The following is a 13,540-nucleotide window of genomic DNA, read 5'->3' as shown; positions in this document are numbered from 1 at the left end:
CGAAATTGCCGGTTGAAAGGTGCCAGGAAAACACTCGCGCAGCGCTCACATCAGCCGTCGCCCATCGGCGCCGAAATACAGCGGCGAGCGATAGCGGATCATGATCCTGTCGCCCTGCGCCAGGTCGGTGTCGGGGTCGGTCAGCGTCACCAGTTTCCTGCCCCCGACCGTCACATGCAGGTGGTTCTGGTCGCCGAGATGCTCGATCCAGTCGACGACGCCGTCGGCATGGCCGTTCGCCGCCTTCTCGATCGAAAGATGTTCGGTACGCGCACCGATCGTCTTGGTTCCCGCCGGCGCGCCGCCATCCGGCAGCAAGCCGACCGGCAACAAATTGATTGCCGGTTGGCCGAGCCTTGCCGCGACGTGAAGGTTTGCCGGCTCAGAATAGATCGTGCGCGGCGAACCGATCTGCACCAGCACGCCGTCGGCGAGAATGCCGATGCGGTCGGCCATGGTCATCGCTTCGATCTGGTCGTGGGTGACGTAGAGCATTGTGGCGCCGAGTTCGGCCTGGATGCGCTTCAGCTCGAGCCTGAGATCGGCGCGCAGTTTGGCGTCGAGCGACGACAGCGGCTCGTCCATCAGGTAGATCGACGGCTTGCGCACCAAGGCGCGGCCGATGGCGACGCGCTGCATCTCGCCGCCCGACAGTTTGATCGAGCGATTATTCAGCTTGTGGTGGATGCGTACCATCTTGGCCACATCGTCGACGCGGCGGCGGATCTGGTCCTCCGGCATTTTCCGCGCCGGCGAGCGCAGTGGAAAGGCGAGGTTGTCGTAGACCGACAGATGCGGATAGAGCGAATATTGCTGGAAGACGAAAGCGGTGTCGCGCTCGGCCGGCGACAGCGTCGTCGTGTCGTGGCCGGCAATATGGATCGAGCCCGCTTCCGGCCGCTCCAGCCCGGCGATCAGCCTGAGCGTCGTCGTCTTGCCGGCGCCAGTCGGCCCGAGCAGCACGACGAATTCCCCGTCGGCGATATGCAGGTCGAGATTGTCGACGGCGACATGCTCGCCAAAAACCTTGGTCACGCCTTTGATGTGAACGTCAGCCATGATGCGCTCTCCCCTGGGAGGCCGACTCATGGATTTCGGTGCGCACCGCACGGCCGGATCCTTTTGCGAACAGCGACAGCCGCGCGCTGCTCAGCGCCAGGCCGACATGATCGCCCGGATTGAGCCGGATTTCGGCCGGTACCCTGGCCTTGATGATGCCGTCTGCCGTCTCCACCGCCACAATCTGCGTGGTGCCGAGATATTCGGTGCCATAAATGGCGCCGCGCAGCTTCGAAGCGTCATCGAAACGGATGTGCTCCGGCCGGATTCCAAGCGCCATCTCGGCCGGCGCAATATCCTCCCGCACCTCCGGCACGGCCACCTTCGCGCCTTGCACAACAATTTCCCTGGCGCCCTTTGAAAGGCCGCCGCCGAAGCCGAGGAAATTCATCGGCGGCGAGCCGATGAAGTCGGCGACGAACATCGTTGCCGGCCGGTCGTAGATTTCGCGCGGCGTGCCGAACTGCTCGATGACGCCATGGTTCATCACCGCGATCTTGTCGGCCATCGACATCGCTTCCATCTGGTCATGCGTGACATAGACGGTGGTGGCGTGGATGCGGTTGTGCAGGTCGCGCAGCTCATGGACCATCAGGTCGCGGAATTCGGTGTCGAGCGTGCCGAGCGGCTCGTCCATCAGGAAACACTTTGGCCGCCGCACGATGGCGCGGCCGAGCGCTACGCGCTGGCGGTCGCCGCCGGCAAGCCCGGAGACGGATTTGTTGAGCAGATGGTCGATCCGCAAAAGCTTCGCCGTCTCTTCCACCCTGGCCCGGATTTCAGCACCTGGCATGCCTTGCGCCAGCAACGGAAAGCCGATGTTCTTTCTCACATTCATGTGCGGATAGAGCGCGAACAGCTGGAAGACGAAGGCGATGTCGCGCTCGCGGGCACGCCGCATGGTGACGTCCTCGCCGCCAAGCAGGATCTTGCCGCCGGTCGGCAGTTCGAGCCCGGCGATCATACGAAGCGTCGTCGTCTTGCCGCAGCCCGACGGCCCCAGCATGACGAAGAACTCGCCGTCTTCGACGACGAAGTTGGAATCCTGCACGGCGACGAAATCGCCGAATGCCTTCCTCAGATGTTCGACCCTGATCTCGGCCATCGTCTACTCCGGAAATTTCGAGACGATGATGAACATTGCCGTGCCGGCCAGCATGGTGATGAAGGAATAGGTGTAGAGCGCCAGCGCGAAGGGCTGGAACAGCATCAGGAAGCCGATCGCGATGATCGCCGTGGCGACGTTTTCCATCAGCCCGCGCCTGGCCCAAACGGGCCAGCGCGATTTGCGTTTTGCGGTCAGGTTCATTTGCGCACCGCGCCGAAGGTGATGCCGCGCAGCAATTGCTTGCGAAGCAGGATGGTGAAGACCAGGATCGGCACCAGGAAGATCGTTGTGCCGGCCGCGACCGCCGGCCAGTCCTGGCCGCCTTCGCCGATGATGGTCGGGATGAAGGGCGGCGCGGTCTGCGCCGTGCCCGAGGTCAGTAGCGCAGCGAAGGCATATTCATTCCAGGCAAAGATCAGACAGAAGATGGCGGTTGCGGCAATACCGGTGGTCGCCTGCGGCAGTACCGTGCGCCAGAACGCCTGCAGCCTGGTGTAGCCGTCGATCATCGCCGCTTCTTCATATTCGCGCGGGATCTCGTCGATGAAGCCTTTTAGCAGCCACACTGCCAACGACACGTTAACCGCCGTATAGAGCAGGATCATGCCGAGAGCCGTGTCCGACAGGCCAAGCTCGCGATACATCAGGTAGATTGGGATGGCGACAGCGATCGGCGGCATCATCCGCGTCGACAGGATGAAGAACAAAAGGTCGTCGGCGAGCGGCACCTTGAAGCGCGAAAAACCGTAGGCCGACAGCGTGCCGAGGAACACTGCGCAAAAGGTTGAGCCGAAGGCGATGATCAGCGAATTGACGAAGCGCGGCATGAAGTTCGAGGGGCCGGCGATCACCATGTTGCGCTTGCGCACCGTCTCGTCGCAAAGGCCCGTCGCCGGCCCCAGCGAGTTGATGTATTCCGGCGTCTGCCTTGTCCGCGTCGTGAACAGGTTGCAGTAGCCCTCAACGCTGGGCTGGAACAGGATCTTCGGCGGATAGGCGATCGAATCCGGCGGCGTCTTGAAGCTGGTGGCGAAGATCCACAGCAGCGGCACGATCGAGATCAACGCGTAGGCGACGATGATCGTGCCGGCGACGCGCTTTGACGTGGCCGAGGGTGCGACGACCGAATGGGCTGACGTCAGGCTCATCTCTGCTTCACCTTGTTGAGCGCCTTGACGTAGATGTTCGCCAGGCCGAACACCGCGACGAACAGGATGATGGCGAAGGCCGAGGAATAGCCCGTCCGCCAGCTTTCGAAGGCCTGCCGCTTCAGCGTGATCGAGGCCACTTCGGTGGTCGATCCCGGCCCGCCACCGGTCAGCAAATTGACCATGTCGAACATCTTGAAGTTCTCGATTCCGCGAAACAGCACCGCCAGCATGATGAAGGGCAGCGCCATCGGCAGCGTGATCGACCAGAACTGCCGCCAGTTGGAGGCGCGGTCGACCTCGGCCGCTTCGTAGATGTATTCGGGGATCGAGCGCAGGCCGGCGAGGCAGATCAGCATCACGTAGGGAGTCCACATCCAGGTATCGACGATGATGATCGACCATGGCGCCAGCGACACGTTGGACAGCATGCTGATCTCGGTTGCCGGAATGCCGGTGACGAACGAAACGGCGTAGGCGAACAGCCCGATCTGCGGCTCGTAGAGGAAGCGCCAGAAATTACCGACCACCGCCGGCGACAGCATCATCGGCACCAGGATGATGGTCGTCCAGAAGGCGTGGCCACGAAACTTGCGGTCGATCAGCCAAGCCAGCGTAAAGCCGATCAGCGTCTGCAGCAGGATGGTCCAGAACACGAAATGCGCCGTCGTCTGCATGGCGATCCAGATGTCCTGGTCAGCGAGGATGCGCTTGTAGTTGGCCAGCCCAAGATTCTTCACCACCTCGTTGGGGCGATTGGCGCGAAAGTTGGTGAAGGACAGATAGATCGCCCAGAACAGCGGGAAGATATTGATGGCGAGAAGCAACAGGATCGTCGGCGAGATGAACAGCCAGGCGAGGCCCTTGTCGCTGATGCCCCGGACCTTGCGGGCCAACGGCTCAGGCGTAGCCCGGGCAACGCTGTCCGCCGTCCGATTGAGCATGGTCAGTCCTGCTTCGGTCACTTGGATCGTCTCGACAATGGAATTTATCTGAACTGTGTCCCGTGCCAAGGGCGGCACGGGACGGTTCGGTCATGGGCTCGGGAGGAGCCGGTTACATCCGATTACATCTTGCCATCGTCCTGGAAGACCTCGGTCCAGTCCTTGACGAGGCCGTCGAGCGCGTCCTTGGCCGAGCCTTGCCCGGCAACGACATAGTCGTGGAAGCGCTTCTGCGATGCCTGCAGCAGCGGTGCGTAGCTCGGCTCGGCCCAGAAATCCTTCACGATGGCCATAGAGTCGAGGAAGGTCTGCGCATAAGGCTGGCTGGCCGGGAAGCCCGGGTCCTTGACGACCGCGTTGAGGCAGGAATAGCCGCCGAGCGACCACCATTTGGACTGCACGTCCTTGTTGGCGAACCATTTGATGTATTTGAGCGCGGCTTCCTGCTTGTCGGAATAGGAGACCACCGAGATGCCCTGGCCGCCGAGCTGGGCGAACTGGTCGCCGTCGGGACCCTTGGGATTGACGAAATAGCCGATCTTGTCGCCGCCGACATTTTCGTCCTTCTGCAGGCCTGGCCAGGTGAAGGCGAAGTTCATGTGCATCGCCACCTGGCCGGATTTGAAGGCGTCGACGCCTTCGCCCATGTAGCTGTTCGAGGCGCCGGGAGGGGTGCAGCAATCATAGAGCGCCTTGTAGAACTCCAAGCCCTTCACCGATTTATCGGAGTTGACGAAACCTTCCATCTCGTAGGGCTTTTTCGGATTTTCATACTGGAAGCCGAAGCTGTAGAGGACGTCCATGGCACCCATGGTGATACCTTCCGAGCCGCGCTCGGTGTAGATCGACGCGCCATAGACGGTCTTGCCGTCGATCTCGCGCTTTTGGAAGAATTCGGCGATCTGCCTCAGCTGGTCGAAGGTTGTCGGCGGGCCGAGATCCCAACCGTATTTCTCCTTGAATTCCTTCTGCAGTTCCGGCTTGGAGAACCAGTCCTTGCGATAGGTCCAGCCGACGACGTCGCCCATAGCCGGCAGCGCCCAGTAATTCGGCGAGTTCTTCGGCCATTCCGAGTAGCCGACGACAGTCGCCGGCACGAAATCGTCCATGCTGATCTTCTCCTTGTCGAAGAAGTCGTTCAGCTTGACGTAATGGCCGTTCTCGGCGGCGCCGCCGATCCACTGGCTGTCGCCGATGATCATGTCGCACAGCTTGCCGTGCGAATTCAGCTCGTTGAGAAAGCGGTCGGCATAGTTGGTCCACGGCACGAATTCGAATTTCATGCCGATTCCGGTTTCCTTGGTGAAGTCCTTGGACAATTCCACGAGCGCGTTAGCCGGGTCCCAGGCTGCCCAGCAAAGCGTCAGATCTTCTGCCTGCGCGACGTTCGAAACGGCTGTCGACGCGAGGAGTGTCGATGCCAGTCCCAACGCCAGTTTCAAGGTCGATTTCATGCCTTCCTCCCATTTGCGAAACGCGTCCGGATGACGGTTTCAAGAGCCCGCTAAACCCCTCCTCCGGGGCCTAAACACAACGGCGCGGCAACACGTCGGATGTTTAGTAATTTGTTTAGTGATGCAATTTTTACTAAACAAGGCAAGCGAATTCGTTGCTGCACCGCAGCATGCTGGATAGGAAAGCAACGTGAGAAGTTGCGGCGACCTGCCTAGGTCACCGTCTTGTTGCTGACCGCCACCGGACGGATCACTGGGGCCGGCGGCAGCAGCGCGCGGATATCGGCGAAGGGGAAGACCGGCTCGAAGCGGAAGGCCTCGGCGAACGATCCGGCTGGGCCGTTGCACTGGCCGGCGCGAAAGGCGTTCTGCGTGCGCGCCGCGTCGACGAAACGCTCGGGATCCTGCGATTGGTGCGCCCGGATCGCCTCCGCCTTGAGATCGAAATGCCTGGAGATATCGACGTAGTGCGTTGGCGAAAACCCGGTGCCGCCGAGCGTGTCGGCATGCAGCACCGGCACCGAGAATGACGCTGCGATGCGCACGCTATCCGATAGCGCGCGGTGGTCGCCATGATAGTCGTTCGGCGCATGGGTGATCGCCAGATCCGGCCCTATCTCGCCGATCAGTGCTTTCAGCGCCGCGATCAGGGCGGCGTCCGCCACCAGCGCGCCATCGGGAAAATCGATGAAGCGCGGCGTCACGCCAAGCAGACCGGCCGCCGCCGTCGCCTCTTTGCGGCGCGTGCGGGCAAGCGCGGCCGGATCGCCGTAGCCGCCCCTGGCGCCATCCGTGGCTACGGCAAAAAAGAGTTCTGCGCCTTGCGCGGCATAGGCGGCCATCGTACCGAACATGAAGATCTCGATGTCGTCCGGATGCGCGCCAAGCGCCAATATCTTCACTCTCATCCCTCCCGGAAATGGAAAACGTGCCCAACGGAATTCTGCTCGCTCTCATCGCCTATGCAAGCTATTCGTGCAGCGACGCGGTTGTCAAAAGCCTGGGCGGGCAGTTCAACGTCTTCGAGATCGGCTTCTTCTCGACATTGTTTGCCGGCTGCTTTCTGCTCTTTGCCAGGCCGCCAGGCGAGCGTTGGCGCGATTTCTGGCGCACGACACGGCCTTGGGCGGTACAGGCCCGCGCCTGGGCCGGCATCGCCTCCGGCGTGCTCAGCGTCTACGCCTTCACCACCATCCCGCTGGCGGAAGTCTATGCGCTGATCTTCCTGGCGCCGCTGTTCGTCACCATCCTGGCCACGCTCGTCCTCAAAGAGAAGGTCGGCCCATGGCGGTGGCTGGCGGTCGTCGCTGGCTTTGCCGGGGTGATGCTGGTCGTCAGGCCTGGGTTTCGCGAGTTGCATCTTGGTCATCTGGCGGCGTTCATCATCGCCTTCCTGGCCGCCACCAATGTCATCCTGATGCGTTCGCTCGCCGCGCAGGAAAAGCGCACGACGATGCTCGGCGTGCTGATCGGCTACGGCCTGCTCTTCAACGGCGTCGGTGCGGCGGCTACCTCGTTCTCGCTGCCGGATGGCAGGCAATGGGCGTGGCTGGTGCTGGCCGGCGCCTTTACCGCCGGCGGTCAGTTGCTGCATCTGCTGGCGGTCAAATACGCGCCGGCCAACCGCATCGCGCCAACGCATTATTCGCAGATCGTCTGGGCGGTGGTTCTAGGCGCGCTGTTCTTCAGGGAATATCCGGATTTTCTGTCGCTGGTCGGGCTTGCCGTGGTCGGCGGTTCCGGTCTGCTGACGATGGTGCGCGAGGAGGTGCGGCTCGGCACGGTGCGCTGGAACCCGTTTGCGCGGACCCGACTTTGAGCTGGTACCAAGCTTGCGCGGCGACCGCCACCGCTGATATGCGATCGCTGCCAACTGGCTGCACATCATAGGACAATGACGACAAAACCTTTGCCGGACCTGCCGGTCTCCGCGGTCTTGCCGGCGCTCAATGAAGCGCTGAGCCATGGTAACAGCGCCGTGCTGGTGGCTCCGCCCGGCGCCGGCAAGACGACGCTGGTTCCGCTGACGCTGCTCGATGCGCAATGGCTCGGCGCCGGAAAGATCATCCTGCTCGAGCCGCGCCGCCTCGCCGCCCGCGCTGCCGCCCGCCGCATGGCCGAACTGCTTGGCGAAGAGCCCGGTGAAACCGTCGGCTATGCCATGCGCATGGAAAACCGGACTTCCGCGAAGACCAGGATCGTCGTCGTCACCGAAGGCGTGTTGTCCCGCATGATCCTCGACGATCCCGAGCTGCCTGGTGTCTCGGCGGTGTTGTTCGACGAGTTCCACGAACGTTCGCTCGACGGTGATTTCGGGCTGGCGCTGGCGCTCGACGTGCAGGGTGCGCTGAGGCCCGACCTCAGATTGCTGGTCATGTCAGCGACGCTCGATGGCGCGCGTGTCGCAAAATTGCTTTCCGGCGCGCCGGTGATCGAGAGCGCAGGCCGCGCCTTTCCGGTCGACATCCGCTATGACGAGCGGCCGGCCGGCGTCACCATCGAGGATGCCATGGCCAGGGTGATCCGCTCGGCGCTTGCCGGGGAGGAGGGCAGCGTGGTTGTCTTCCTGCCCGGCCAGCGCGAGATCGAGCGCACCGCCGAGCGGCTGGCGGGCAAGGTCGGCGCCGACACCGACATCGTGCCGCTCTACGGCATGCTCGACAACAGGACGCAGGACGCAGCGATCAAGCCGGCGCCGCCCGGGCGTCGCAAGGTCGTGCTGGCGACGTCGATCGCCGAAACCTCCATCACCATCGACGGCGTGCGCGTCGTCATCGATTCCGGCCTGTCGCGGCTGCCGCGCTATGAGCCGGCCAGCGGCCTGACGCGGCTGGAGACGGTGCGTGCTTCCCGCGCTTCCGCCGACCAGCGCGCCGGCCGGGCCGGGCGCACACAGCCGGGCGTCGCTATCCGGCTGTGGCGGGCCGAGCAGACAGCGGCACTGCCGGCCTTCACGCCACCGGAAATCCTCGAAGCCGATCTCTCCGGCCTGTTGCTCGATTGCGCGGCGTTCGGCGTTGCCGATCCGACGAGCCTGTCCTTCCTCGACCCCCCGCCGGCTCCGGCGCTCAACGAGGCAAGGGCGCTGCTGCGCGCGCTCGATGCCGTCGATGCGGCAGGGCGCTTGACGGAGGCCGGTGCCGCGATGCGCAAGCTGGCTCTGCCGGTCCGGCTCGCCCACATGGTCGCCGAGGCGGCAAGGACCGGCCAGGCGCTCGAGGCGGCGATGCTGGCCATGCTGCTCACCGAGCGCGGCCTTGGCGGCGATGGTGCCGATCTCGAACGGCGGCTGATGCGCTTTCATGCCGAAAGATCGCCGCGTGCCACCGCTGCCCGGCAGCTGGCCGAGAGGTTGGCAAAGCAGGCTTCACCCTCCCCCTCGACGGGAGGGTCGGCGAGCGAGCCGAGCGCAGCGAGACGAGGGAGACGCGGCGGGGTCGCCGATGGCGTGCCCGAACCGACCCCACCCCGGTCCGCTACGCGGATCGACCCTCCCCTCAAGGGAGAGGGCAGCACCGCCGGCGCTCTCCTCATCCATGCCTGGCCGGACCGGGTCGCTAAAGCGCGCGGCGAGCGTGGCCGCTTCGTGCTTGCCAACGGCTCCGGCGCCATGCTCGACGCCTCCGACCCGCTGGCCGGCGAGACCTGGCTCGTCGTCGCCGATCTGCAGGGTAAGGCGCAGAACGCCCGCATCACCGCGGCGGCGGCGCTCGACGAGGCCGACATCCGCACCGCGCTGGCGGAAAAGATCGAGACTCGCCGCGAGGTGAGCTTCGACCGCGATAGGCGCGCGGTGCGGGTGCGCGAAACGGTTCGGCTCGGCGCCATCACGTTGTCCGAACGCATGCTGCCGGCGCCGACCGGTGCCGACGCAGACAGCGCCATTCTCGACGTCTTGCGCGAACACGGCCTGTCGCTGCTGCCGTGGAGCAGGGAAGCGGAGACGTTGCGGCAGCGGCTCGGCTGGCTGCATCGCGGCCTCGGTGCGCCATGGCCCGATGTCTCCGATGCGGCGCTCGTCGAGCGCCTCGACGACTGGCTGCTGCCGTTCCTTTCCGGCGCCGCATCCTTTGCCGCGATCGATCCCAGCGTGCTTTCGCAAGGCCTGATGACGCTGGTACCGCACGAATTGCAGCGCAAGATCGACACATTGGCGCCGACCCATTTCGACGCGCCGTCGGGCAGTCGGCTGCCGATCCGCTATGACGGCGAATGGCCGGTACTGGCAATCCGCGTGCAGGAGCTGTTCGGCCTCGACCGGCATCCCGCGATCGCCAACGGCACTGTGCCGCTGACGCTCGAATTGCTGTCACCGGCGCGCCGGCCGATCCAGACGACGCGCGACCTGCCCGGGTTCTGGCGCGGCTCCTGGGCCGATGTGCGGACAGACATGCGCGGCCGCTATCCCAGGCATGTCTGGCCGGAGAACCCGCTTCTCGCCGCCGCAACGAGCCGCGCCAAACCGCGCGGTACCTAATGATTCCCGGACTGTTATCCCGAACGGAAGGCCAGCTTCGGCGCTTTTTCGGAAAAGACCTCCGGCTGTTTCCCCTCTATAATCATTGGCCATGATAAACATCCTGCACGCACCCGACTTCCAGCAAAGCCAGCGGCTGCGCCTCAACACGCTGATCAGGTTGCGCTGGCTTGCCATCGTCGGCCAGAGCCTGACCGTGCTTGTCGTCGCTTACGGGCTGAAATTTCCGCTGCCGGTCAGCATGTGTTTTGCGCTGATCGCTTGTTCGGCCTGGATGAACCTTTTGCTGACCTTCCGCTATCCGGCGGCGCATCGGCTTACCCCGCCCTCGGCCTTTGCCATCCTGACCTTCGACAGCCTGCAGCTTGCCGGCCTGCTCTACATGACCGGCGGCCTCACCAATCCGTTTTCGCTGCTGATGACCGTGCCCGTCGTCGTCTCGGCGACGTCGCTGCCGCTGCGGCTGACCGCCATGCTCGGCGCGCTGGTGATCGTGGCGGCGACGCTGCTGGTCTTTTACCACCTGCCGCTGCCTTGGCATGAGGGCGCACCATTGGCGATGCCGTTCATCTATGTCGCCGGCATGTGGATGGCGGTGTTCTGCTCCATCGCCTTTACCGCGATCTATGCCTTCCGGGTGGCCGAGGAGGCGCGGCTGCTTGCCAACGCGCTTGCCGCCACCGAACTGGTGCTGCAGCGAGAGCAGCATCTCTCAGCCCTCGACGGCCTCGCCGCGGCCGCCGCGCACGAGCTCGGCACGCCGCTCGCCACGATCACGCTTGTCGCCAAGGAGATGGAGAAGGCGCTTGGCGAAGATCCCAAATACGGCGAGGACGTGAAGCTGCTGCGTTCGCAGAGCGAGCGCTGCCGCGAAATCCTAAAGCGCCTGACCAGCCTTTCCTCCGAGAGCGAGGTGCACCTCTCGCGCCTGCCGCTGACCTCACTGGTCGAGGAGGTGACGGCGCCGCACCGCGATTTCGGCATTTCGATCAAGCTTCGGCCGGGCGAGCGCATCGGCCCGGAACCGGTGGGCCGGCGCAATCCCGGCGTCATTTACGGCCTCGGCAATCTGGTCGAGAACGCCGTCGACTTCGCTCGCAAGAACGTCACTGTACGCTGGAGCTGGAACGAGGCCGCCGTCAGCTTCTCGATCATCGACGACGGGCCGGGCTTTCCGCCGGAGATCATCGACCGCATCGGCGAACCTTATATGTCGACGCGACAAGGCACCGAAGCCGGCGGCGGCCTCGGCCTTGGCTTATTCATCGCCAAGACCTTGCTCGAACGCTCCGGGGCGACGCTCGATTTCCGCAATTCGAGCGAGCCCGGCGAGGGCGCTATCGTGCAGATATCGTGGCCGCGCAGCGTCTTCCTCAATCCCGAGCAGGCTTCGGCCACCATGTTCGACACGGCCTAAATTGGACAATAGCGTCGCGAAACTATATTTGCGTAAAAATCAGGCAGCAGGATTTTCAGCACGATGAGTACTGACGAAACGATTGGCGCAATGGTCGAAGGCGAGGACACCTCGCTGCTGATCGTCGACGACGACAAGCCGTTCCTGACGCGGCTTGCCCGCGCCATGGAAACCAGGGGTTTCGTGGTCGAGACGGCCGAGAGCGTCGAGGAGGCGGTTGCCAAGGCGCGCGCCAATCCGCCTGCCTACGCGGTGGTCGACATGCGGCTGGCCGACGGCAACGGCCTCGACGTCGTCGCCGCGATCCGCGAGAAGCGCGACGATGCCCGCGCCATCATCCTCACTGGCTACGGCAACATCGCCACCGCGGTGACGGCGGTGAAGCTCGGCGCTATCGACTATCTGTCGAAGCCGGCCGACGCCGACGACATCTTTGCAGCCCTGACCCGCACGGCGGGCGAACGCGCAGCACCGCCCGAAAATCCGATGTCGGCCGACCGGGTACGCTGGGAGCACATCCAGCGCGTCTATGAAATGTGCGACCGCAACGTCTCGGAAACCGCGCGCCGGCTGAACATGCATCGCCGCACGCTGCAGCGTATCCTCGCCAAGCGCGCGCCGCGCTAAAAGGCTCTGACTGCAGGCTTGCCCGGCCAGCGCTGTTTGCGCATCATCGCTTGGCGGTGTCGGACCTTGCCGCTGATACGACGGAGGCGACATGCAGGACGAAAAGCGGCTGGTCTCCATGCTGCGCGAATTCCTCGACAGCGAGGCGGCCGGCGGCCTCATCCTGATGGCTGCGGCGGCCCTGGCCCTGATCGTCGCCAATTCGCCGCTGGGCGAGGCTTATTTCTCCGCCCTCCACGCCTATCTCGGACCGCTCAGCGTCTCGCACTGGATCAATGACGGCCTGATGGCGGTGTTCTTCCTGCTGGTCGGCCTCGAGATCAAGCGCGAGATGCTCGACGGCCAGCTCTCGACCTGGCCGCGCCGCGTGCTGCCCGGCATCGCCGCCGCCGGCGGCATGGCGGTGCCGGCACTGGTCTACGTCGCCATCAACCGCAACAATGAAGCCGCTCTGTCCGGCTGGGCGATCCCGACCGCCACCGATATCGCCTTTGCGCTCGGCGTGCTGTCGCTGCTTGGCGGCCGCGTGCCGGGCTCGCTGAAGATATTCCTCACCGCGCTCGCCATCATCGACGATCTCGGCGCCGTGCTCATCATCGCGGTGTTTTATACCAGCGGGCTGTCCCTCGCCTATCTCGGCGCCGCCTTCGCCGTCATCGCGCTGCTGGTGGTGCTCAACCGCATGCGGGTGCTGACGTTGCTGCCGTACGTCTTGCTCGGCATCGTTCTGTGGGTTTTGGTGCTCAAATCGGGCGTCCATGCGACGCTTGCCGGCGTCGCGCTGGCCCTCACCATTCCATTGAAGATATCGCCGGGCAGCGGCCACGATCTCGACCATTCGCCGCTGCACCGGCTCGAACACGGCCTGCACAAAGTCGTCGCCTTTTTCGTCATCCCGATTTTCGGCTTTGCCAACGCCGGCGTCTCACTCGGCGGTCTCAGCGCTGCCGCCCTGGCCGAGCCGCTGACGCTCGGCGTCGCCGCCGGCCTCGTCGCCGGCAAGCTGGTCGGCGTGTTCGGGTCTTCTGCGCTTGCCATCCGGCTCGGCTTCGCCGATCTGCCGGTCAATGCCGGCTGGCTGCACATGATCGGCATTTCGCTGCTCTGCGGCATCGGCTTCACCATGAGCCTGTTCATCGGCCTGCTCGCCTTCGCCAGCGACGTCGCTCTGCAGGACGCGGTCAAGGTCGGCATCCTCGCCGGCTCCTTCATCGCCGCGCTCCTCGGCGCCACCGTGCTGCTGGTGGCGCCGGCGGCGGACGGGACGGACGAGGCGGAAGAATAGTCGCGCCGCCACTTCCGGCCT

The 13,540-nt window shown here is 64.3% G+C and carries 12 protein-coding genes; 5 read left to right on the top strand and 7 right to left on the bottom strand.

The features are described from left to right. Positions 1–45: 45 nt before the first annotated feature. From NKJ09_RS08595 to NKJ09_RS08565, 7 genes are all read right to left on the bottom strand, one after another. A complete protein-coding gene (locus NKJ09_RS08595) occupies positions 46–1,059 on the bottom strand; it encodes an ABC transporter ATP-binding protein (RefSeq protein ID WP_352495752.1) in 1,014 nt (337 codons plus the stop codon). Then, complete coding sequence (locus NKJ09_RS08590; RefSeq protein WP_352495753.1) at positions 1,052–2,164, bottom strand: ABC transporter ATP-binding protein; 1,113 nt, start codon at positions 2,162–2,164, stop codon at positions 1,052–1,054. The genes NKJ09_RS08595 and NKJ09_RS08590 overlap by 8 nt, the downstream gene beginning before the upstream one ends. A gap of 3 nt (positions 2,165–2,167) precedes the next feature. Next, positions 2,168–2,368, bottom strand: coding sequence for a hypothetical protein (locus NKJ09_RS08585; protein WP_023717960.1), 201 nt, complete (start codon positions 2,366–2,368; stop codon positions 2,168–2,170). Continuing rightward, positions 2,365–3,315 (bottom strand): carbohydrate ABC transporter permease, encoded by a 951-nt coding sequence (locus NKJ09_RS08580; protein WP_023717959.1) that lies wholly within the window; start codon positions 3,313–3,315, stop codon positions 2,365–2,367. Before NKJ09_RS08580 ends, NKJ09_RS08585 begins: the two co-directional genes overlap by 4 nt. Next, a complete protein-coding gene (locus tag NKJ09_RS08575; protein WP_031211681.1) occupies positions 3,312–4,259 on the bottom strand; it encodes a carbohydrate ABC transporter permease in 948 nt (315 codons plus the stop codon). The genes NKJ09_RS08580 and NKJ09_RS08575 overlap by 4 nt, the downstream gene beginning before the upstream one ends. Before the next feature lie 122 nt (positions 4,260–4,381). Next, positions 4,382–5,713, bottom strand: coding sequence for an ABC transporter substrate-binding protein (locus tag NKJ09_RS08570; protein WP_023717957.1), 1,332 nt, complete (start codon positions 5,711–5,713; stop codon positions 4,382–4,384). A 212-nt stretch (positions 5,714–5,925) separates the two neighbouring features. Beyond that, the gene (locus NKJ09_RS08565; protein ID WP_352483983.1) at positions 5,926–6,615 is read right to left on the bottom strand and encodes a PIG-L deacetylase family protein; all 690 of its coding nucleotides are present in this window, start codon (positions 6,613–6,615) and stop codon (positions 5,926–5,928) included. A gap of 26 nt (positions 6,616–6,641) precedes the next feature. Here NKJ09_RS08565 and NKJ09_RS08560 point away from each other — a divergent pair, with 26 nt between their 5' ends. From NKJ09_RS08560 to nhaA, 5 genes are all read left to right on the top strand, one after another. Further along, entirely contained in the window at positions 6,642–7,532 is an 891-nt protein-coding gene (locus NKJ09_RS08560; RefSeq protein ID WP_352483984.1) for a DMT family transporter, read from the top strand. Between the two features lie 75 nt (positions 7,533–7,607). Beyond that, positions 7,608–10,190, top strand: a complete 2,583-nt coding sequence (hrpB, locus tag NKJ09_RS08555) for an ATP-dependent helicase HrpB (RefSeq protein WP_352495754.1) — start codon at positions 7,608–7,610, stop codon at positions 10,188–10,190. Between the two features lie 91 nt (positions 10,191–10,281). Further along, on the top strand, positions 10,282–11,607 hold the full coding sequence (locus NKJ09_RS08550; protein WP_352495755.1) for an ActS/PrrB/RegB family redox-sensitive histidine kinase: 1,326 nt from the start codon (positions 10,282–10,284) through the stop codon (positions 11,605–11,607). Positions 11,608–11,670: 63 nt separating this feature from the next. Then, a complete protein-coding gene (locus NKJ09_RS08545) occupies positions 11,671–12,234 on the top strand; it encodes an ActR/PrrA/RegA family redox response regulator transcription factor (protein ID WP_023676342.1) in 564 nt (187 codons plus the stop codon). A gap of 91 nt (positions 12,235–12,325) precedes the next feature. After that, positions 12,326–13,519 (top strand): Na+/H+ antiporter NhaA, encoded by a 1,194-nt coding sequence (nhaA, locus tag NKJ09_RS08540; protein WP_352483987.1) that lies wholly within the window; start codon positions 12,326–12,328, stop codon positions 13,517–13,519. Positions 13,520–13,540 lie beyond the last annotated feature (21 nt).

The organism is Mesorhizobium sp. M0189, assembly GCF_040322135.1.
In the GTDB taxonomy this organism is placed as follows: domain Bacteria; phylum Pseudomonadota; class Alphaproteobacteria; order Rhizobiales; family Rhizobiaceae; genus Mesorhizobium.
The sequence above is the reverse complement of the archived record's forward strand: the minus strand, read 5'-3'. Positions and strand labels throughout refer to the sequence as shown.